Raw genomic sequence first — 22394 nt, 5'->3', positions numbered from 1 at the left:
CTGCAAACCGCATTCAGAACCACGCGCCCAATTTGCTTCATCATAGTAAAAATACCGTCCAGGCCGCAAGTGTAGCAATCGCCGCCGTCGTCAAAGAAAACCACATCAGGCGCTCTGTCCAGTCCCATTTCTTTTTTTTCGATCGCGGTGATGGAGAAGTAGCCATTGACTTTTTCTGCCGAGCAGGCTTTGGCATGGTTTGTCTCTTCTTGTTGCTTTTAGCTGAATGAAACAGAGAAAGCGCAGTTGCCGCCGATTGCACCTGGCCATGCAAAATAGCGTCAATGACTGTTTTTCTTCTCGTTTTAGGCATAAGTTGCAGTGCTGTAAAAACATAGCGCTGGCGATCTTCCACACGACCCATGCGATGAACAGGCAATGGTTGTTGCAACTGAAGAAAAACCAGCGAGAGCCCTACCAAATCATACATCGCGTCGGCTGAACGCGTACCTAAGCCGAAATAGGCACGATCACTTGTTGGCGTGTATTGTCGAACGGATCGACCAAAGGCACTGACACCGCCTATATCAACCACACGCGCTTGCAACCTGCCATCCGTCCCGCTTTCAACCAATAAATTTTCTGGTTTGACATCAGAAAAAGCGAATCCAGCCTGGTGAAACTCATGTAAAACCTGAAGATAGGCAGCAAATAATCGATCGATTTCCGTCTGGCGCAGATGCTGGTGAACTTTTGTCAGCGGCTGTCCGGCAATACGTTCCATACTGTAAAAGTACAGTGGTGCATGCTGTGCATCATCTAGTTCAATCGGTTTCGGCAAAGCGTGACTTACTGCGGAAAGTTGTCTGAGTAGTCGCCATTCACCTGCGATTTCATGCGAGTTACTGCTGATTTTAAGCGCCACTTCCTGCTTGTTCATGATAGATTGCGCCAGATAGACTTCACCGTTTGCTCCCTGCCCAAGCGGCTGGAGAATACGATAACTGTTTTTTTGCCATTTACCAACAAGCACTTGGCCTGGCTGCAGCAGGCGGGTCACCATTAGTCAAGCGCCGCCCATTGCTCATCAATTCCACTTTCCGTTTTTTCCTGAAACAACTGCAAAGCATGACGAATAGCCGGACCCGTAGGTGTACCTCCACTCGCTACATAGCAACGCTCTAATGCTTTGGGGTCAAGAGTAGCAGAGAAAGTCTGCACCGTCTCTACCCAATTTCCCCGTTGTCCTGGAAAAACAGCGACTGCCACTCGTGAAGAACCCATTCTGGCGCTGAGCGAAAAAGATAAGTCCCGCACAGCCTCGCGTACCATGTCCATTTTGTGTTTCATACTAGCGCTCGTATCAATGAGTACTATTAAATCCAGATGCAGTTCTTCCTGTAATTTGTCTACCACAGAAGTCACACGAGCACGTTCTTCAGGCGGAAGTTCCTCCTGCGTTTTTCCGAGAACCGATTTCAATTCTGCATTAACCGCTTGCTGTAAGGTCAACTGCATAGTCTGATGTGTCATCATTTGAGCAGTAGCTGATAAATCGCTGGGTTGAACGATCCGGCACATACCATTTCCCGCCTCTGCAATACGCATGACTTCATCACGCCCTGCGCCGCCCATCTCGCCTTTTTCTACTACACCAATGACATTCACTGCGATACCCTGACGACGCGCATCAGCAGCCGCTTCTATCGGGGATTCTCCAACATTGGAACAACCATCTGTAATCACTAAAATCTGCTTCATCTTGGCTTCCAGAGACAAAACGTCCACCTCCATCGACTTCCACATCTGGTTCTTCTACCAGTATGGTCAGCCAATGGTGTGGACATTCTCACTCTATGAAATTTCAGCTATTCATTTATCAGTTCCAAAAAATATTGAAACTTGGGTGTCTTTCTTTGTCAGGCGCCTCGTCTACGCTTGTCCGCCTTACGTCGCAAGCCTTGTACACCAGGAATCTTAATGGTGGCCCATTCTGGCTCAAACTTTCCCACTTTTGCTACAACCACTGTCATATCGTCAGCAATTTTACCGTTGTTAGCACGCACTGCCGCTTCCACAAGTGTGTCTGCAATACTTTGGGCATCGCGTGTTTTCAACATACGCAATTGCTGCTGCAACCAATCAGAAGGCTCGAAAGTTTCTTTGGGTGCATCATAAATCCCATCTGAAATAAGAATGAGAATATCTCCATCTTGCAAATCTTCCGTGACCGCCTGAACATCGATATCTTGCAAAATACCAATGGGTACACCCGCGCCAGTGATGGTCATAATATCATTGCCTCGCAAAATATAAGACGGTGCGGAACCAACTTTCAAAAATTCTGTCTTGGCGCTGTATAGATCTATCAAAGCCATATCGAGCGTGGCAAACATCTCATCCTGACTGCGTAAAAGTAAGGTGGAATTGACTGTACGAATGGCCAACTGTTCATCAAATCCAGCTTTCAAAAGTTTTTTGAGAAGTTCAATGGCAGCACGAGACTCACGGCGTGCGCGTTCTCCATTACCCATACCGTCTGAAACGGCAATCGCAAAGCGTCCGTTCCCCAAATCAACTGCCGTATGAGTATCTCCAGAGACAATTCGTCCACCTCGCGCAGCGCTAGCAACTGCTGTATGGACACTGTAGCGGCGAGCAGACGCAAAGACACAGATACTGTATCCATCACCATTTGCATCAAGCTTTGACAGTGAGAGTGTTTCACCAACCACACCCGACAGCAGTGGAGCAATCACTTTTGTTGACGTTTCATATGCCCTGTCAGTCGGTTGCAAAACTTCAATATGAATTTTGCCGGCATCCAACGAAACAATATGCACCCGGTCGACATACAATCCTAATTTTTCAAGAGCCGCTAGTATCTGTTCTTCATCTGAGAGCGCACTGCGTTCGGATTCTTCAATTTCGTCTGTAATTGCCCGGACAACTGCTGCAACTCCACCAAGTTGGGCGGCTACCAGTGTACGCAAATCGTGCAATTTAGCCATCCATTTTTCATCTCGATACGTAAGATCCAGATTGTATTTTAAAACCCCCATCATAGCGTCAAGCCGACAACAGCGTTCTTTTAAATCATGAGTAGGAAATGCTTTGCCAGGTGGACAGCTTTCAATTTGGCTAATGGTATTGGCCATAGCCTGGTAAGTTTGGATACCTTGTTTATCCCAACAGGTGGCACGTCTCGCACATCCTGAACAAACCTGACCAGCTGTCGTACTGACCATGTGCGTAACCAACTGTTGCGCGGTAGTATATGGATTTTCACCGTGATCGGCAAAAGTAACGGCTAATTCTTCGAATATTTGTCCGAATTGCTCGATTTTTTCAGCCATCAACTGATTCATACGACGCACACGATCTTGCTCTGACTGGCGATTTTCTAATGTTCCTGGAACATACGATGCTACTTCAAGATGCAAACGGCGCGGGGTTAACCAATAAATTACTGTCGCAATCGAAGCAGCTAAAGCATGATTCGCTAAACCATGCCAATCACTGGATGTTGACATAGCAAGTACTGTAGTGGACAGTACAAAGGCTAGACCGATCCAGAAGCGGTTGGCATCCTTTAAAAGCCCCGACAGAAAGCCTCCAAATCCACTAATGGCTACATCCGCCATATTGCCCTGATGACTCAGTAATGAAAGTAAGCTCAACACAATAGCACCTGCTGCAGCCATCCCCATACCGCCGCAAGCTATCATTAATATCATCCAGTTCACGGCTATGGAGGCGATTGAAACATCATGTATTTTCCAATCAGACAAACCCATGACTACAGATCCAGCAAGAATGATAAGCGCCGCTACTTGTTCGTGACGTAGAGATTTAACGGCTTCTTTGCCAATGAATATGGAAATGCACTGAATAAAAATCAGGCACAACAAAGTGACTAGCGCTGCATTAGCCAGAGCCAGCAGAACATCCATCTGCGTCCAGACAGTGCCAATCAACAACAACTTGCTGCAGAGCGCTACTACGCCTGCAATCAGTGGAATAAACCGAAAATCGGCAAACGGTTTGCGCAATATATACAGACGCACAGCGCGGTACATAAAAAATTGCAAAAGCATGCCAGCAGCAGCGTAAACTCCCCCACCAGCCAGGGCTCCCAATACTGCAGCATAGGCAGGAAATCGCCTGCCTCGTCCACCGCGTTCGTGCAAAATTACAAAGAAAGCAAAACCAAAGGGTGATACTGCGTGTAGAATAGTAGCGTGTCCAAGAACAAAAGCCATTCCAGCAAGCAATACTGCACGTTGCCAGTGCACTCGCACCAACGCAGCTTTTTGTGATGATGGTCGATCCGCTTTTCCCACCAGGGATAGGTGTGACATGAGCCGAGCCCCTTCCTGTTATTTGTATGACCAGTATAGGCGGAGCATGACGCTGATTTTGTCAAACCAAGGAGGTTGCAAGATAAAATCTTCCGACATCATCTGCCAAGTTTCCTGAAGGTTTAACGGACGATTTTTATAGAGAGGATGACTTATCCATGAATTTTGCCTCATCGAACACACAAACACCAAGGATGTCATGGGATGAGTTTTTTGCCACACAAAGTCGAGTCATGTCGTTTCGTTCGACCTGTGCCCGATTGGCGGTTGGGTGTGTCATTGTTCGCGATAAGCGAATTGTGGCCAGTGGTTACAATGGTTCTCTAGCAGGGGACGTTCATTGCATTGATGTGGGTTGCAAGATGGAAGATGGTCATTGTATACGCGCTATTCATGCCGAGCAAAACGCCTTGCTGCAGTGTGCAAAATTAGGTATTGCTGTGGACGGATCTCAGCTTTACGTAACCCATCGGCCCTGTTTAAACTGCACAAAGAGTTTGATTCAAGCTGGCATACGTGAAGTATGCTTTGAATTTGACTACCGCCCCAACACATATGCCATCGAATTACTGGAAAAGGCTGGCGTGCAAACACGCCAAGTGCAGAGCCGCTTTGATATTTTGCTGCAAGCGGTAAATTCGTCTGCAAGTGGCGCGTGACAAGCTATCCATGCGTATGATAGAGCAGAGGTCATTGACTCTGCCTTTGCGTATGCAAGAGGCACATCACACTCAGGACGGAGGAATACCGATGCCTGATTGGCTGTGCAAGCAGTTGAAACGAGCTTTTTATAATCGTGACGTTCAATCGATTGTGATGCTCAATGAAGCGTACTATCGATACCGCCAGAGGCGGGATAGTCATTACGATTGGTCTAATCCTCCCCACACTGTGCCCTGAAACTTAGCTAAAATGCGTTCCATCACAGCTTGAGTAACAGGGCCCAGTTGGGCTTTGTACATATCAAGAGAGATATGGCAGCCGTCCCTATCGTTTATGTTGGAGAACTGCAACATCACAACTCTATCGTCGGAAAGTTGGTACTGAAGAAAATAGGGTTCCCCCATCTGATTCTCTCCTTGTGTCATGTTATTTTGAATGGAATACCACCAATTAATGTCTGGATAAACCAGTTACATTCTCCAGAATGCATCAGTCAAAAAATGGACAGGACAGCATGTACCAGAACGATGGCCGAACGCGCGGTTCTGTCCAATCGAGTAGGAGGGGGTGACTAACCCCCGTCCTCTCACACCACCGTACGTACCGTTCGGTATACGGCGGTTCATGTTGTGGAACGAATCACATCGTATCGCTCAACTAAGCTAACCAGTCCTCGGTCACGCCAATAGGCAAGACCGAGGGCTTTATTCATTTGTGGGGTATTTGAGAGTCTCCAGTAGCCCTTGCGTGAACCGCTTATCAGGACTGCCCATTCCTCGGGAATCCCAAGGACGACGAGGTTTCGTCGCTTTGTCTTAGGTTTCTTCCATTGCTTAAGGAAGCACATTCTCAATCGGTGACGTATCCACTTGTCTAAGTCCTCGAACACACTACGGGTCTGAGCGTGGCGGTAGTAGCCTGCCCACCCTCTTAGATATGCGTTGAGCCAATCGAGTCTTTGTTCCATGCACTGTCCCCGACTTCGCGAGGTAAGTTGTCTGACCTTGTCCTTGAATCGCTTCAGTGACTTTGGTGCTATTCGAATTCGCGGCACTTTGTTAGGTGTGAATGAGAACCCAAGAAACTTGCGTTTCCACGGTCGGTCTACTGCACTCTTATCCACATTGACTTTAAGCTTGAGTCGCTCTTCCACAAATCTGCGCACACTTTCCATGACCCTTTCTCCTGCATGGCGACTCTTCACGTACACGTTGCAGTCATCGGCATATCTGACGAAGCGGTGTCCGCGTCGCGTCAGTTCTTTGTCCAAGTCATCCAACATAATGTTGGCGAGTAATGGACTGAGTGGACCGCCTTGTGGAACGCCCTCTTCGGTAGAGACACATACGCCGTGTTCCATGACACCTGCGTTTAGGTATCCACGAATCAGTTTCAGAACTCGCTTGTCTCTTGCCTTGCGAGCCACTCGTGCCATAAGCATGTCGTGGTTCACCCGGTCAAAGAACTGAGCTAAGTCCATGTCCACAACATAGCGGTAGCCTTGGGCAATGTACATCTGTGCCTGATTGACCGCTTGGTGGGCATTGCGCCCCTGGCGGAAACCATAACTGTACCATGAGAATTCTGGGTCAAAGATGGGTGTCAATACTTGCAGAAGTGCCTGTTGGATCAGGCGATCTAGCACCGCTGGTATTCCCAACATCCTTTTGCCGCCACCGTCTGGCTTCGGGATTTCGACTCGACGTACGGGCAATGGTTGGTAGGTTCCATGAAGGAGTTCGCTTCGGATACGCCCCCAGTTTTCCATCAGGAATGGACGAAGGGATTTTATCTCCATTCCATCGACACCGGCAGCTCCCTTATTCTTCTCCACACGGCGTAGCGCTGAGAGTAGGTTTTCCCGCTCTACTACCTGTTCCATCAGGTCAATACAACTTTCCTCGCGGACTGGTTCATTGGGTCGTGCCGGAGAGAAACTCGGCGCTTCCTCAGTCCCCCGTGGATTCACCACTTCCTCCTGAGGATAGCTCCCTCGTGGGATATTCGGCTGTCTTTGCTTCTCTCTCGAACTTGCCATGAACAACCCTCACAATCATGTTCAGTCCTTCCCTGCTTGGGCGTCCCCTTGCAGGTAGTATGACCTCTGCTGACTTCTGTCCGTTCAACGTTTCCTTTCAGAAACGCTTACCAGCATCGCTGGCGTGCCGGACAGACCTCCCCGGGTAAGAACGTTGTCTTTCCCTCCATCTACCCGCTCCATTTACTCTCGACAGCCTTCGGTAGCAAGGGCTTTGTCTTGTTTTGCAGACTCACCCAACTGTCGCTAGCCTCGATTGGAGTTCGTGAACCTCGGGTCGGAGGTTTGCCGCCGCCTTCCTTCAGATTCCACCTCACGGTGGACACCCTTGGCTTAAGCTAATGGCTACTGCTACCTTCACCATTCCGGACTCTCACCGTAGAGACAACGCCCATGCCGGGCGCACAAAAGTAAAGGGGCATTCCTCTATGGAGTGCCCTTATCAAAGACTATAACAGACAATCTAATCTGAAATGATAGGCTCGCCTGCTGTCATCCGCGCCGACCGCCACGACCCCCGCGTTTGGATTCACTGCGACGCAAAGCCATTAAACGTTCCTCACTGTCTCTCATAAAGCGGGACATTTTATCTTCAAACGACATTCTCTGTTGATTGTGGTGACCACCGCTACGACCTCGAGAATTCCCCTCGCGGGTTGGACGGGCTGCTGGCGCTTGGTCATCTGCCTGACGAATGGACAAACCAATTTTGCCGCTTGGGTCGACATTAATTACTTTAACGAGTACTTCCTGATTCATTTGCAAATGCTCACGAATATCTTTCACATAACTATTGGAAACTTCCGAAATGTGAACAAGACCCGTTTCGCCTCCGGGCAAGAGGACAAATGCGCCAAAATTTGTTATACCAGTAACTTTGCCAGACACTTTGCTGCCGACCTCAATGGACATACAGACGAGCTTCCTCCTTAGGATTTTAGAGACTTCCATTCTACAGTATAGAAAAGACGAAAAATTGGTGTCAAGCAAACCGCCTTAAATTGCCCCACTTACCGATTCATTTTTATCATGGTCTTATTTTAGACTGTCATCCCTCACGCTTTAGTGCTGGGAATTTGCAACAGTGAACGGGATTTGTCCCGGTACAATCAGACCAAAATGATCGGTTGCGTATTTCTCAATAAAACTAGGATTATTGAGTTGCTGAACTCGATTCTTTAAATAAGTATTCTGCGTTTTCAACTGAGATAACTGGTTGTTGAGTTGTTGATGTTGCACTTCCAATTGCTGAAGAATGGGGCGCTGCACTGTTTCATAGTGAATAACCGCATACGCAAACACGACGCAAAGTGCCACATAACGAAGACGCAAAAACTTTCTCCAAGGTTTGCGGACGAAAATCCTGGGTGCAACATCCGGGGCAGCTTGACGTGAAGCATATGAAGATTGTCTGGGCAAAGCGAACCGCTCCCTGTCTCATGAAAAGCAACATACGCCATTCCATTATGCTTATGCTGCATTCGGTGGATGTTTCAACATGTTCGACAGTTTTGTCCAGAATCCTTCCCAGTGCCCAAAAAACGGCAAGAACATGGGTTTAAACTTTTCCCAAGGTCTTTTCAGTGGCCAAAAAAGAATTTTCAGTCCAAAAGTTAAAAATGTCACCAGCATATTCTCTAATTTTTGAAGAACTGAATAAGCAATAGAACATATTCGCCAGACAATCCTCCAGCAGGCGAGCAACGGCCAAATCACGACTGCGTAAACGATTCGCCAAACGATACGAAAGATCATGCGCGTCAGTTTCACTAACAGCGCAACGCTCCCCAACAGCAATTTACGCAATGTCAGACGATATACCACATATCCAAACAACAATATACCGAGTGTGTAAATGCGAAATCTTCCTTCATCAGTCACCAGACAGAAATGATAGACCCACACAGCAAAAACAAGCCAAAACAGCAAATCAGCCAACGTTCGCAACCATCTCAACAAAGGGTGCTCAGAGAGAATGGTATTATAAATATCGAATACGCAGCCCATCAAAAATCCGGATGCACTGATTGTAAATAGGTACATGCTGGAATTCATCATGGTTTACCACTTGAACCGAGAACTAATACTCTTCTTCTTGTTCTCTTGAATGTATTGCATACCATGAACTGTCCCTTCGATAATAACCTGTCCGGATTCAAGATCGAGATGTTTCATATGGAGATTCGCGCCTTTGACTTGCAACATTCCGGCTGTAGTTTTCAGAGTGAATTCATGTACATCGAAACTTTCCACGCTGGAAACGCCTGTGATATCAGCACGTCTACGACCATCCAAATGGATATGATGCGTGGACAATTCTGCCATACGCCTACCTCCAGTCCTCGCCTGCCCGTCCTTTCATCATGCTATGGATGGGGAGCAAAATTTAGAACCGAAAATGGCAAAAGCTTTTTTCTAAATACAGGAGCCTCCAAATCCACTTTTCAAACAGTGAATTTGGAGGCTCTTGACTCCATGAATTTTTGCTGACTCCTATCAGTTAACTCTTGAAAATCGTTTGCTTATGGATAGAAAGAAAACCATACCCCAGTGATACAAAGGGTCTATTCTTCATCATCCACAAAATGAGTATTCACCTGCTCAAGACGTTCTTCGGAAAGAACCCTATACAGGGACGACGCCTGTTCTTTGCGGGGATTGTCCATCAACTGCAACACTTCTACGGTGATTCTTTTATGTCCATAACGAATTGACAAAATATCCCCAATTTGAACTGGGCTACTACCCTTTGCCACCCTGTCTCCCAAAGACACACGTCCTGCGTCACATAATTCTTTAGCCAGTGTTCGCCTTTTCACTAAGCGCGAAACCTTGAGAAACTTGTCTAGACGCAATTAGCGAGTCAGCTCTTTCAGTTTATTGCCTGGTTTAAAGGCTGGTACAGTGGCAGCAGGAATCTCAATCGTCTCACCCGTCTGCGGGTTGCGGCCAGACCTCGCTGCGCGCGTTCTGGTTTCAAAGGTTCCAAAACCAATGACCTGAACTTTTTCTCCTTCGCGAAGCGCTTCTTCAATACTTTCAAAGACGCTATTCACAGCAGCTTCCGCATCTTTCTTCTTAAGTCCGGTTTTATCCGCAACCTTATTGACCAAATCTGCTTTATTCACTGGAAAGTGCCCCCTTTGTGGGAATGTCGGGAACAATATTCGTGTTTTCCCGCCAAATTCCTGCTTTTCATTCATTCAGATCATAATTTCGCATTTTGCCACAGTTGATCTAATTCATCCAAACGATACTCCTGCCATGTTCGCCCACTCTCATGTACAGCCTGCTCTACCCTTTCAAATCTGCGGACAAATTTGATTACCGCCTTACGAAGAACCATTTCTGGATGCATCTTTAACCAACGCGACAAGTTAACCAGAGTAAAAAATAAATCCCCTAATTCCTCTGTCAAAGCTTTAGAATCATTCTGGTTAAGCGCTTCTTCAAACTCAATTATTTCCTCTCTCAGCTTTTCTAAAACATCCTCTATACAATTCCATTCAAATCCGACCTTTGCCGCTCTTTTTTGTACGTCAAACGCATAGTTGAGTGCGTCTTGTCCAGTCTGTACATCGCTCATGCGCGACAGTGGCGTCTCGTTTCCTTCCAGGGACAGGGAGTCTCGCTGTTTCTCCTCTGCCTTAGCAGACTTCCACATCGCTTCGGCTTCTTCTGCATTGCTGGCTGATTGTTGACCAAATACATGAGGATGGCGCCTGACGAGTTTTTCTGCCAGTCCAAAAAACACATCTTGCAACGTAAAATCTCCGTTCTCTGCTGCAATTTGCGCATGCAACAAAACTTGAAGCAATAAATCGCCCAACTCTTCTTGCAAATGTGCTGGATCATCCTCTAAAACTGCCTGAGCCACTTCATAGGCTTCCTCGGTGGCATAGGGAATCAATGTTTCATGCGTCTGGGCCAAATCCCATGGGCAGCCATCCAAAGGATGCCGTAAGCGAGCCACAATGTCAGCAAGATATAATGGATGCCGAGCTTTTTCTGATAAATTTTGCACGGGGGGAACATAGACTGTCGTCAAGTGATGAATCTCTGTCAGCCTGTCCAATTCATAGAGCGGGACAGAAGTGACGCTCTCTTCCCCGGCAACACCCACAGCACTCAAAACTGTGACCTCGTGTTCATCAGGATAAACTTCCATGAGTGTCAATTTCACATCTGAGGCAACGGCTGGTGAATAAACTTGAGCTATCAGCGTATGAACTCCCGGTTGCAATTCAGTTATATGTAATTGAGTTCCATCTAAGAGCAGGAGACCAGCAATCGGATCTAATCCGATAGCTGTGCAAAGCGGATCGAGAAAAGATTGTCCAGCCCCAACATGCACCTCCACCCCGCAGGCAGTCGCTTTTTTCAGTAACAATTCCACAGATTGCTCAGCAACCCGCGGATGACCAGGAACGGCGTAAATCACTTTCTTATGCTGTGTTGCTAAACGTAGCAATTCTTCCGCCATCTGTTCATAAAGCGTTTCAAAGTCGCCGTGCTGCTCGTAGAGATGGTCAAACGTTGTAAAGGAAATGCCTGCTTCTGTAAGAGCAGGAACGGACGGATGAATTTTGGTTCTCAAAATAATGGGCGAACGAGATTCTTGTAATGTTTTCCATGTAGAAAGCGGCATGGTACTTTCATCACCCGGACCAAGCCCCACGACTTCAATCAGCATTTTTTCATCCCCTTAGGAGCCTTTTCTAACTTAGCTGCGTGTCAATCCCATACGCGAGAAAATCGAGAGCAAACGTGGACCAACTTTAGGTATTCGTTCGATTTCCTCTTCCTGCAAAGCGTTACTGGCAACAGCCGCTATGGAAAAAGCGAGCACGCCGAGTACAATAGCCGCCATCAGCGCCAAGGAAACTGTCCAACGGCTTTCCGTATCACTTTGCAAGAGAGGCCAGGCACGAACTAAAGCGAATTCCACAGCTCCCATGACAAATGCCGAAACACCAATGGGCAGAAACCCAAAATCGGAGAGACTCAATCCACCCAGACGGCGCGAGATGGCAAGCAAATTGAGTAGACACGCAAACAAATAGGCTATATCTGTAGACCAAACAGCACCTACTAACCCGTGTTGTCGAATCCACAATAGATTGAGTACGACCTTCAGACAAGCTGCCGCCAATAGATGAATTACGGGCAAGTATACCATACCTGCTCCCTGCAAAACTGCCGCTGCTGTGGTCTGCAAACTGGCAAATAGAATGGAGAGGGAAAGCCAAGCTATAACATTCCAGCCATCCGAATTTTGAAAAAGGACAATATCCACTGGACGTGCCAGTAAAACCAGACCGACGGTCGCCGGAAGAGCTAGAATGGCGGTCATGCGTAGAGAAACTTGCACATGATTGCGCACGCTGCGCATGTCCTGTCGAGCGGCAGCAGCAGAGACGGCTGGCATCACCGCAATGCCAATACCCGAAGCCAGCGTAATTGGCAAAAGTGTCAATTTTGCAGCCCTTCCTGCCAACAAGCCAAAAGCACTGGTAGCTTCTCGCTGTGTTTCGCCCGCCTGTTTCAATAAATGCACGACAGTGAGTGCGTCCACATTGTTCATGAGAGGTATCACCAAAGCTCCCAAGGAAATCGGCAAGGCATAATAAATCAGACGGCGTAGCAGTCGACTCCATGGAATTTGATGTCGATCCGACATTTTAGAAACCGGTTGTCGCCTGCGATAAAACATCATGGTCAACAAACCGGCCGCCGCACCCGTCACGGCACCAAAAGCCGCTCCAGCGGCAGCTGTAGCAGCACCAAACCCGGCTTGCATAAAATAAATGGATAAAGCCAAAATCGTGATTACCCTGACCAACTGCTCCATGACTTGTGAAACTGCAGTTGGTTCCATCCATTCATGCCCCTGGAGATAACCTCGCATGGCACTGAGCAATGGCACAATCAAAAGCGCCGGAGAAATCGCGCGAATCGCCAGCGTAGCAGAAGGATCGCCAGCAATTTTTGCCCAGGTGTGCGCAAAAATGTACAGCACCAGAAAGGCAAAAACGCCTAGCACGCAAAGAAAAAATGCAGAGATTTGATATGTGCGGCGAGCAGCTTGTGTATGTCCTTGGGCCAACTCTTCTGCAACCAGCTTGGAAACTGCAACCGGAAAACCTGCTGTTGCGACAGCAAGGAGTGTCGAGTAAACAGGATAGGCCATTTGAAACAGCCCCATACCGTGATCGCCAATAATATTTTGCAAGAAAATGGTATAGACCGATCCGAGCAATTTAGAAAGCATGGCAGCCCCGGCCAGGAGCATGGCGCCATGGACAAAACCGCGCCGTTTCATACGCCTTCTCCCCTATCCATAGATTCTTTCAACATCCTATGGACAAAGTGGGCCAGTTAGTCCCATTGATGAATCAGAAAAAATCCCGTCTCGGCTTTGGACGGGATTTTTTCTCGTATTTTGTTGCTTACGTCAGACGGTACGCATTTTTAAAATTTACGTGACAATTCATTGTTCCATCTGTTTAGCCAGAAAACCAGCAGCGGTTTCCACAAGTTTGCGCTCCAACTCACTCATTTTCGCATTTTCATCCCGAGTGATAAGCATCACAACGCCAATCGGATCACCCGCTGCAATAATCGGCGCGATGACACGCGAACCTAGACGTTCTGGCATATCCCGGACAATACTGTATTCCCCAGGTGTAAAATTCATAATGGTCTTGCGATCTTCCATAGCCTGTTCTACATCACTGGATATGGGACGATCGAGAAAATCTTTTTTGGCAGTGCCTGCGGCCGCAATAATCACATCTCTGTCGGCAATTAACGCGACATGCCCCGTGGATTCAGAAAGCGACTCTGCATATTCCTTTGCAAAATCGCCCAATTCACCGATTGGTGAATATTTTTTCAGAATGACTTCCCCATCTCGATCTACAAAAATCTCCAGCGGATCACCTTCGCGAATACGCAGCGTTCGGCGAATTTCTTTCGGAATTACGACACGACCGAGGTCATCAATTCTCCGTACGATGCCTGTAGCTTTCAATGTGAAGTCCCCCACCCTCATGAGTTAGTTCTGCGGTGTCTGGCGTGTGGTTAGTATGTGACGGGTGGGATTCCTCTATACACCAATTCAGGCATACTGTTGCACATTCGTAGAATCAAACAGCCCAATTTTATTCAATGATGCACACAGATTTTACAACTGCGAACTTTTGACTGTCATTTTCACATCGACGTTATTCTTGGCATCATCCATAATCTGTGTCTCTTTTTGATTTTGCGCCTGTTGCAACAACTGTTGTTTGATGCTGCTCTCAACTTGACTAAACGGTAATTGTTGACGCTTGTCCACTCGCATGACAAACCATCCATAACGTGTATGCACAGGTTGACTGCTGATTTGACCTATTGGCAAGGTTGCACAAGCTTCTGCAAAATGCGGCACAAATTGACCGGCTGTTGCATTGGCGTATGTGCCATGATTTTGCTTGACACCCGGATCTTGAGAATATTTGTCAGCCAATTGTGCAAAATTTTTGCCATTGTCTTTTTTCAATTCAGCTATCAGCGACTTAGCTTGACTCTCCGTCTTGACAAGAATCTCGCTGACGGTCACCTGCAAGTAATTCAATTTGTTGGCGTTATAGTAATTTTGTGCATCCGTCGTTGAAACGGTGACATTTTTCAATTCCTGCTGCAGATAATTTTGCAACACTTGTCCCTCTTCCGCCAATGTGACGAAATCTTGTTTGGTGATGCCCAGTTTTTTCATTTCGTTATTCAAGTCTGCTTGTGTCTTGTAATCTTGTCCGACCAACTGACTCATATACTGATTGGTCAATTGTTCCGCTTCAGATACATTGACGGGTGTTTTGTCTGCTTTCACTGCCTTAGCATAAAGATATTTATAGACAAGGATATAATTCTGCAAGAACTGCGTCTTCGACTCCTGAGCAGTCAACTTGGGCAATACAACTTGCAGATTGTACTGTTGTTCAAATTCCTGCTTGGTCAGCGTGCCCCCATTGTAAGTAGCCACTGTAGGACCGCTATAAGTCGGCAGTTTAGGAAGATTCAGGCTAGTTGGAGTGGCATTCTGCGTGGTATGGTTGCCGGCGTTTTGCGCCCCGCAGCCGGCTACCAAGGTTACAACAGCAGCCGTTGCCAGCGACAACAGGACGGTGCGTTTACTTTGCAATCTTTTCTACCTCCCGTGTACTACTCAACATCTCTGCGTAATCCGAAAGGATCCGCTTGATGCGAAGCAATCTTTCACTGTCAGACAACCCCCGCGTCCGCAGTAACAAAAAGGTCGTGCCATTGGGCCTCTTGGTGACGGCAGCCGCATGTTTGACTGCAACCGACTGCAATTTAGCGTAATCGATGCGATGCCTATCATCTTGAAGCAAGCGGATGGCCGTCTCCGCTCCCTGTTGGGAGATATGGTCAACCCCGCACCTGACAGCATAGCCTTTTATGCGCGTGATGTCCAACAAATGACGTACAGGTTCAGGCAAATCGCCGTATCTGTCCTCCAGTTCTTCTTCGAGATCATCAGCAGCTTCAGGCGTTTGCACAAATTTGAACTTTTTGTACATACTGATTTTCTGCGCCGGATCGGAAATATATGAGTCGGGTAAATAAGCATCCACCTGCAACTCGACGCTTACTTCCGGATGCTCTTCTATTTGTTCGCCGCGCAACTCTTTGACTGCCGCCGCCAACATTTCACTATACATGTCAAATCCAACAGAATTAATAAAGCCGTGTTGCTCTGCGCCCAGCAGATTGCCTGCGCCGCGAATCGCCAAGTCGCGCATGGCAATTTTAAAACCACTGCCCAGTTCTGTAAATTCCTTGATAGCTTGTAGACGTTTTTCTGCCACTTCTGTCAAGACTTTGTCTTTTTGATACAGGAAATAAGCATAGGCAATCCGGTTGGAACGCCCCACACGACCACGCAATTGATATAACTGCGATAGTCCCAGTCGATCAGCATCATGCACAATCAAAGTATTGACGTTTGGAATATCCAATCCCGTTTCAATGATGGTCGTAGTGACCAAAATATCAATTTCTCCTTCAAGAAATTCCAACATGACACGCTCAAGCTCATCTTCCGCCATTTGACCGTGCGCCACGGCGATTCTTGCTTGCGGCATCAAACGTTGCAACCGTTCCGCCTGACTGACAATACTCTGCACATTATTGTAAAGGTAATAGACTTGACCGCCTCTACCCAGTTCGCGTTCGAGAGCTTCGCGAACCATTCCCTCATTCTGCTCGATTACGTATGTCTGTACGGGAAAACGATTTTCCGGTGGTGTCTCAATCACTGACAAATCGCGCACACCCATCATCGACATATGCAACGTGCGCGGAATGGGCGTTGCTGTCAGCGTTAAACAATCCACATTGGCCCGCAGTTCTTTCAGCCGTTCTTTATGTGTGACACCAAAACGCTGCTCTTCGTCAACAATGAGTAACCCCAAATCCTTAAACTCAATGCTTTTTTGCAGCAGTCGGTGCGTCCCAATTACGACATCCACACTGCCATCTTTCAGCCCGCGAATACAGGCTGTTGCTTCTTTCCGCGAACGAAAACGGCTCAAAACGTCCACTGTGATGGGAAACCCAGCAAACCTCTCTTTAAACGTCTCAAAGTGTTGTTGTGCCAAAACGGTTGTTGGCACCAACACAGCCACCTGTTTGCCATCCATAACCGCCTTAAATGCCGCCCGAATGGCAACTTCTGTTTTTCCATAACCTACATCTCCACAGAGCAAGCGATCCATAGGTCGACCGCGTTCCATATCCCGTTTAATTTCCTCGATAGCCCGCAATTGATCGGGGGTTTCCTCATATGGAAAGGCCGCTTCAAAATCTGCCTGCCAGGGTGTATCCGGTGAAAATGCGTGTCCTGGCGTAGCTTCTCGTTTGGCATAAAGTTTAACGAGATCGGCCGCAATATCTTTAACAGTTTTGGATACGCGATTTTTGACACGTGACCATTCGCCGCCGCCAAGGTGATAAACTTTAGGTTCTTTTTCCTCCGATCCGATATAGCGCTGTACCTGATCAATCTGCTCTACGGGAACGTAGAGACTGTCATTCCCGGCGTAAACCAGATGCAGGTAATCTTTATGATGACCATCCACTTCCAGTGTCCTTATGCCTACGTATTTGCCAATACCGTGATTGACGTGCACTACGTAATCGCCAATTTTCAGTTCCTGATAACTCTTGATCCGCTCGGCATCTGACATTTCCAGACGTGCTCGCCGAACTTTCTGGCGATTCCCAAACACTTCCCTGTCTGTCACAACGACCAAATGCTGCATGGGAAACTCAAAACCACTTGCCAATTCTCCGATTAAAATTTGTGGCGTCTCACCGACCTGAAATGATTTCGGACGCACAGCTTCGACACGATAATCAACAAAAACGCGTTCCATACGCGCTGCCCGTTCCTCAGTTGGTGCCAAAAAAACGACTTGATAACCTGATTTTTTCCAATGAGCAAGTTCTGTTTTCAGAACATTCATCTGTCCGTGAAATTCTTGGGCGTCTTTGGTCGTCAACGTCAAATGAGCCGTAAAACGTCCAGATCCTCTTTGGAATTTACTCCAATGAATGCGAGTGAATCGCGGTTCATCATAAACACGCCCAGTTTCTGGTGCAGCGATTGACGCTGACAATACATCACCACGCATCAGAGCATTGGCAAGCCATTCTGTAAAATCACGCCGCGCGGACTTCTCCCGTTCTTGAAGCCGCAACGGTTCTTCCAGGCAGAGCAAAGTGGCTGCAGGGAAATAATCCAACAGTGTGGCCGCATGAGTTTTAAAATGTTCAATATACCGTGCTTGCCCTAGAAATGGCTGGCCCTGTCGCATCTTCTCAATATCTTTGCCCACTTGTTGTTGCAGCCGATCACGTTGTTCTAAATCTGTCAAACTGCGCAATCGATCGTGCATGAATTTTTCAATTTCATCCGCCGCCTGTAACAAAGCAGATTGCGGAAAGATTAGTTCCACAGCTGGCAACAAGCGAAACTCTTGCAAATTTTCCAATGAACGCTGGGTTTGTGCGTCAAATGTACGCAATGAGTCAATATCAGTATCAAACAATTCCATGCGTACGGGATGCTCTTGACCCACTGGAAAGATGTCAAGAATGCCACCGCGAAGAGAAAAATGTCCTTGCCGCTCGACCATTTCTGTTCGTTCATAACCCATTTGGACGAGTCTCGTCAACTCTGACTCTATATCAAGCTGCATACCGATTTGATACTCGCGCACAACCTCATGAAATGTCTTTGGATGTCCCAACCATTCAGTTGCTGCCAGAATGGTGGTGACCACTACGGTTGGCATACGTAAAGAAAGTCTATCCAATACGCGAAGGCGCAACGCTGTAACTTCTGGACTGGCGGCCAATGTATGGAGGGCAGCCAATTCTCGTTCTGGATAGACAAAGACTTCCTCTTCAGACAGAAGCGTACGCAAATCGTCTGCCACACTGTCAGCTTGGCTACTGCTATGAGTGACAATCAGCAATGATTGATCTGGGTGTTTCAGGCGCCAGTGTTGCAACATAGCTGCATACGCCAAATTGCGCGCACTGCCGCCAACTCCTGTCACCAATGCATCGATATTCGTTCGATTGACGGATTGCAAAAAATCCACAAAATTTTGATCTTGCAGAAGGATGTGCGCCAATTCCAACATGAGACTCCTCCTCGCTTGGCGGATCTGAAAAATCCGCACCATAAACTCGCGTCTTCCATCTGATTAACGAATACGCGGGTTATAGAACCAGCCGCGAGAAGCCTCCTGCGCTCTCCAACAGCGGCCCTATTGCAAAAGTTTTCCTTCCAAAAGTAATTCTGGATGCTCACGCAAAGCATTTTCACAGTATGAACAAACGGTATACACCCGCATATCGTCGTATGTGTCCATCTGTACAGATTCAAGTCGTTCAGCTGGTGTCAGACGCCCTAAGCCAAGCCGCACATCCACGTCAGCCATGGTCCAATGTGGCTGATTCAGCTGGCCTACTTTTTGTCGACAATGTCGGCAGATATATTCAATACGCATAAACTACCCCACCTTTGCCTGCGTTCCCAACAATGGAACACATACCAGGAATCATCCCTAGTTAGTATGGGGGCGAAACCGTCCTATCATACCTAACAAAGTGAGTTAGCTCAGCTATTATAGCGATTCATAGCTGCCTGGAAAGAATGCATCAAAGCATATTCCACTGCTTCTGCCGCTTTCTCGCAAACAGACTTCACTTGATCCTCTTCGGTTTTGGGAAAGCGACCAAGCACATGGGAAATGACGGTTTGTTCAGGTAATGGCCGCCCAATGCCAACACGCAATCTGGCAAATTGACTTGTTCCCATATGCGCAATCAGTGATTTGATTCCGTTATGACCGCCTGCACTGCCGGATATACGTAATTTCAATGTGCCTACCGGAAAATCCATATCGTCGTAAATAACCATTACATCTCGATCGGGTTGCATAATCTTATAAAAATTCAATGCTTCAGCCACAGCTACACCACTTACGTTCATATATGTTTGCGGTTTCATCATCAGAATCTTCTCTCCGCCAAACGTATACTCAGAGACGAGAGACTGAAATTTCACGCGAAAATCTTTCACGCCCATGCCAAAACGGGCGGCTAACGTATCAACCGCCCAAAACCCAACGTTATGTCTTGTCCATTCATATTCTTTTCCTGGATTGCCCAATCCTACAATTAACTTCATAATAACCGCCTAGTCAAAAAGCTGTGAGATAGAACGCTGAGTATGCACCCGAATGATCGCTTCGGCAATCAACTCAGCAACAGATAACACGGTAATTTTATCAATTCGCTTGCTTTCTGGCAGATGAATGGTATTGGTAACCACGACCTCCTGAATATCGGATTGCTCTAAACGCTCTACACCATTGCCGGAGAGAACAGGATGAATACAGCAAGCATAAACAGACTTTGCCCCTCTTTCGAGAAGCGCCTTGGCACCTAATGTGATAGTTCCGGCTGTGTCAATCATGTCGTCAATCAGAATGGCTGTCCGATTTTGAATATCGCCAATAATATTCATAACTTCAGCAACATTCGCTTCTGGTCTGCGTTTGTCAATAATCGCAAGCGGAGCCCCAAGCCGTTCAGCAAACGCGCGGGCACGTGTGACGCCACCCATATCCGGAGAAACCACAACAGGATTTTCCAATTGCTTGTTGAGAAAATACTTGGCCAAAATGGGCATTCCAATCAAGTGATCCAGCGGAATATCAAAGAAACCTTGAATTTGAGCCGCATGCAAATCCATGCAGATAACGCGGTTTGCACCAGCCTTCTCTAAGAGATTGGCCACCAGTTTAGCTGTTATCGGATCGCGCGCACGAGCTTTTCGTTCTTGACGCGCATAACCATAATACGGAATAACTACATTGATGGTGCTGGCTGAAGCCCTCTTGATGGCATCAACCATAATCAGCAACTCCATTAAGTGCTCGTTGACTGGCGCAGACGTTGGCTGAATGATGAATACATCGCTACCGCGCACACTTTCTGCCAACTTAATTTGCACTTCTCCATCCATAAATCGCCCGACCTGGCATTCCGCCAGCGGGACACCGACAAATTCCGATATTTCACGCGCCAACTGCGGATTCGCGTTGCCGGTGACGAGTTTTAAATCCCCGTCAAAACTCACTTCAAGAGTCCCTCCCCATGCGCAAAACGCGACTTTTTTTCTGTTTCCAGGCCTTAACATAGCGTGGTTTGGTCTCTTGTTTCACTCTAGCAATGGCAAACCCGTCGTCTGGCACATTATCTGTAATGGTCGATCCGGCACAGACATAAGCGCCCTCTCCAACTTGGACAGGTGCGATGAGGTTGGCGTTAGAACCAATGAAACTGTCATCCCCTACCACTGTAGTGTGTTTCTGCATTCCATCATAATTCACTGTAATGACTCCACAGCCAATATTGACTCTTTCGCCAATGACTGCATCGCCTAGATAGGCCAGATGACTGACTTTACTGTCGGCTCCAAGTCGAGTGTTCTTGAGTTCGACAAAATCGCCAACTTTGACTCGCGCCCCCACAGTACTGCCTGGACGGATATAGGCAAAAGGTCCAACTTGTGCACCCTCACCAATGATTGACTGCAGAACAACGCTATTTTGCACCACGGCGCCAGCCTCTACCTGGGCATCCACCAGACGAGTATATGGCCCAATCACAGCACCCGCAGCAATTTGTGTACAGCCTTCCAGCACACAACCTGGATAAAGCGTGACGTCAGCCTCGATTTCTACGTCGGCTCCAATCCAAGTGGAATCCGGTTGTAAGAAGGTGACGCCTGCCAACATCAGTTCGCGGTTACGCCTTTGCTGAGCAATTTTTTCAACTTGTGCTAATTGAAAACGATCATTTACACTAGCCACTTCTTCTTCATCATCCGCTATCTGCGCCCATACATCGACACCCATACTTTGTAAGTATTGCAAGGTGTCGGTGAGGTAATATTCATTCTGAGCGTTATTCGGACGTAACTGAGCGCAAGCTTCCCGCAGGCGTTCGGTGCGGAAACAGTAAATTCCTGTGTTAATCAAATGATTTTGACGCTCTTCAGGGCTTGCGTCGCGCTCTTCCACCACTCGCTCCACTTGTCCGCTCTGCGATAATATAACACGACCCAGACCGGTCGGATTTTGAACATGGGCAGCCAAAATCACTGCTCCCGCTCCACTTTGCTCCTGTTTCTGGAATATCGATTCCATAGTGGATGCCTGTATCAACGGCGCATCTCCATATAGAATCAATACTGTGTCAGAATCCGCTTTCACGTGGGGAAGCGCCGCCATTACAGCATGTCCAGTTCCCAACTGTTGCTCCTGAACGGCTATCTTTGCCCGTCCTTCTACAACTGAAATGACAGATTCGCGGCTTTGACCCACAACAACAATCACTTCATCGACCTGTACTTTTTCAATTTCATCTAAAATATGCAAAATCATGGGTTTCCCAAGTACAGGATGAAGCACTTTATGCAAAGAGGATTTCATACGCGTACCTAGCCCGCCGGCCAGTACTATGGCAGTTCTACCCAACCTTGATCCCCCTTACCAAACCTGTCTGTCCTCAATAGGAGAACCGTACGCACTTCCAGTCCACATGTTTTTGAAAGCGCGATTCATTCCTCATTTCAGTGTACAGGAAGGGACAAAACAATTTCAATTTCATTTAAGAGTAGTTTGTGTACCATTTCTTTCAGTTTTCTACTTGGACATGATCTACATAAAGAATTGTTTTTCCTTTTATTGTAAATCAGAAAGGTGATATCAAGAAAAGACCCTGCAAATTTGGCAGGGTCT

At 47.3% G+C, this 22394-nt stretch carries 21 protein-coding genes; 2 read left to right on the top strand and 19 right to left on the bottom strand.

Annotated elements, in window-relative coordinates; genetic code table 11:
- Positions 1–40: 40 nt before the first annotated feature.
- The 3 genes from FY534_RS00740 to spoIIE all read right to left on the bottom strand — a co-directional run bounded on the left by FY534_RS00740 (position 41) and on the right by spoIIE (position 4301).
- Positions 41–1003, bottom strand: a complete 963-nt coding sequence (locus FY534_RS00740; RefSeq protein WP_072873596.1) for a protein kinase domain-containing protein — start codon at positions 1001–1003, stop codon at positions 41–43.
- Entirely contained in the window at positions 1003–1728 is a 726-nt protein-coding gene (locus FY534_RS00735; RefSeq protein ID WP_203114931.1) for a vWA domain-containing protein, read from the bottom strand. Before FY534_RS00735 ends, FY534_RS00740 begins: the two co-directional genes overlap by 1 nt.
- A gap of 131 nt (positions 1729–1859) precedes the next feature.
- Positions 1860–4301, bottom strand: a complete 2442-nt coding sequence (gene spoIIE, locus FY534_RS00730; RefSeq protein WP_238413601.1) for a stage II sporulation protein E — start codon at positions 4299–4301, stop codon at positions 1860–1862.
- Between the two features lie 158 nt (positions 4302–4459).
- On the opposite strand from spoIIE, the gene FY534_RS00725 reads away from it, so the two are divergent.
- Complete coding sequence (locus FY534_RS00725) at positions 4460–4960, top strand: ComE operon protein 2 (RefSeq protein WP_072873598.1); 501 nt, start codon at positions 4460–4462, stop codon at positions 4958–4960.
- 91 nt (positions 4961–5051) lie between these two features.
- Complete coding sequence (gene cmpA, locus FY534_RS00720) at positions 5052–5201, top strand: cortex morphogenetic protein CmpA (RefSeq protein ID WP_129583530.1); 150 nt, start codon at positions 5052–5054, stop codon at positions 5199–5201.
- Positions 5202–5586: 385 nt separating this feature from the next.
- On the opposite strand, the gene ltrA is transcribed toward cmpA, so the two are convergent.
- The 16 genes from ltrA to glmU form a co-directional block, all read right to left on the bottom strand.
- Positions 5587–7002 (bottom strand): group II intron reverse transcriptase/maturase, encoded by a 1416-nt coding sequence (ltrA, locus tag FY534_RS00715; protein WP_203114930.1) that lies wholly within the window; start codon positions 7000–7002, stop codon positions 5587–5589.
- A 492-nt stretch (positions 7003–7494) separates the two neighbouring features.
- Positions 7495–7914, bottom strand: a complete 420-nt coding sequence (locus FY534_RS00710) for a S1 domain-containing RNA-binding protein (RefSeq protein ID WP_072873600.1) — start codon at positions 7912–7914, stop codon at positions 7495–7497.
- 150 nt (positions 7915–8064) lie between these two features.
- Complete coding sequence (locus tag FY534_RS00705; RefSeq protein WP_083574116.1) at positions 8065–8421, bottom strand: FtsB family cell division protein; 357 nt, start codon at positions 8419–8421, stop codon at positions 8065–8067.
- 51 nt (positions 8422–8472) lie between these two features.
- Positions 8473–9057 (bottom strand): spore cortex biosynthesis protein YabQ, encoded by a 585-nt coding sequence (gene yabQ, locus FY534_RS00700; protein WP_207549715.1) that lies wholly within the window; start codon positions 9055–9057, stop codon positions 8473–8475.
- 6 nt (positions 9058–9063) lie between these two features.
- The gene (gene yabP, locus FY534_RS00695) at positions 9064–9327 is read right to left on the bottom strand and encodes a sporulation protein YabP (RefSeq protein ID WP_072873602.1); all 264 of its coding nucleotides are present in this window, start codon (positions 9325–9327) and stop codon (positions 9064–9066) included.
- A 239-nt stretch (positions 9328–9566) separates the two neighbouring features.
- Positions 9567–9857 carry an RNA-binding S4 domain-containing protein gene (locus FY534_RS00690; RefSeq protein ID WP_072873603.1) on the bottom strand — a complete coding sequence of 97 codons (291 nt, stop codon included), beginning with the start codon at positions 9855–9857 and terminating at the stop codon, positions 9567–9569.
- Complete coding sequence (locus FY534_RS00685; RefSeq protein ID WP_072873604.1) at positions 9858–10130, bottom strand: HU family DNA-binding protein; 273 nt, start codon at positions 10128–10130, stop codon at positions 9858–9860.
- An 80-nt stretch (positions 10131–10210) separates the two neighbouring features.
- Positions 10211–11695 carry a bifunctional methyltransferase/pyrophosphohydrolase YabN gene (gene mazG / locus FY534_RS00680; RefSeq protein WP_072873605.1) on the bottom strand — a complete coding sequence of 495 codons (1485 nt, stop codon included), beginning with the start codon at positions 11693–11695 and terminating at the stop codon, positions 10211–10213.
- 30 nt (positions 11696–11725) lie between these two features.
- A complete protein-coding gene (locus FY534_RS00675) occupies positions 11726–13324 on the bottom strand; it encodes a putative polysaccharide biosynthesis protein (protein ID WP_072873606.1) in 1599 nt (532 codons plus the stop codon).
- 168 nt (positions 13325–13492) lie between these two features.
- Positions 13493–14035, bottom strand: a complete 543-nt coding sequence (gene spoVT, locus FY534_RS00670; RefSeq protein ID WP_072873607.1) for a stage V sporulation protein T — start codon at positions 14033–14035, stop codon at positions 13493–13495.
- Positions 14036–14188: 153 nt separating this feature from the next.
- Positions 14189–15190: a peptidylprolyl isomerase gene (locus tag FY534_RS00665; RefSeq protein ID WP_072873608.1), complete on the bottom strand. Its 1002-nt coding sequence runs from the start codon at positions 15188–15190 to the stop codon at positions 14189–14191.
- Positions 15180–18722: a transcription-repair coupling factor gene (gene mfd, locus FY534_RS00660; RefSeq protein ID WP_072873609.1), complete on the bottom strand. Its 3543-nt coding sequence runs from the start codon at positions 18720–18722 to the stop codon at positions 15180–15182. The genes FY534_RS00665 and mfd overlap by 11 nt, the downstream gene beginning before the upstream one ends.
- Before the next feature lie 126 nt (positions 18723–18848).
- Complete coding sequence (locus FY534_RS00655; protein ID WP_072873610.1) at positions 18849–19091, bottom strand: anti-sigma-F factor Fin; 243 nt, start codon at positions 19089–19091, stop codon at positions 18849–18851.
- A 110-nt stretch (positions 19092–19201) separates the two neighbouring features.
- Positions 19202–19774 (bottom strand): aminoacyl-tRNA hydrolase, encoded by a 573-nt coding sequence (gene pth / locus FY534_RS00650; protein ID WP_072873611.1) that lies wholly within the window; start codon positions 19772–19774, stop codon positions 19202–19204.
- Between the two features lie 9 nt (positions 19775–19783).
- Positions 19784–20728 carry a ribose-phosphate diphosphokinase gene (locus FY534_RS00645; protein WP_072873617.1) on the bottom strand — a complete coding sequence of 315 codons (945 nt, stop codon included), beginning with the start codon at positions 20726–20728 and terminating at the stop codon, positions 19784–19786.
- Position 20729: 1 nt separating this feature from the next.
- Positions 20730–22130: a bifunctional UDP-N-acetylglucosamine diphosphorylase/glucosamine-1-phosphate N-acetyltransferase GlmU gene (gene glmU, locus FY534_RS00640; protein ID WP_072873619.1), complete on the bottom strand. Its 1401-nt coding sequence runs from the start codon at positions 22128–22130 to the stop codon at positions 20730–20732.
- Positions 22131–22394 lie beyond the last annotated feature (264 nt).

The sequence above is a fragment of the Alicyclobacillus sp. TC genome (assembly GCF_016804365.1).
Lineage (GTDB): Bacteria > Bacillota > Bacilli > Alicyclobacillales > Alicyclobacillaceae > Alicyclobacillus_I > Alicyclobacillus_I tolerans.
This window is presented reverse-complemented; position numbering and strand designations above follow the sequence as displayed.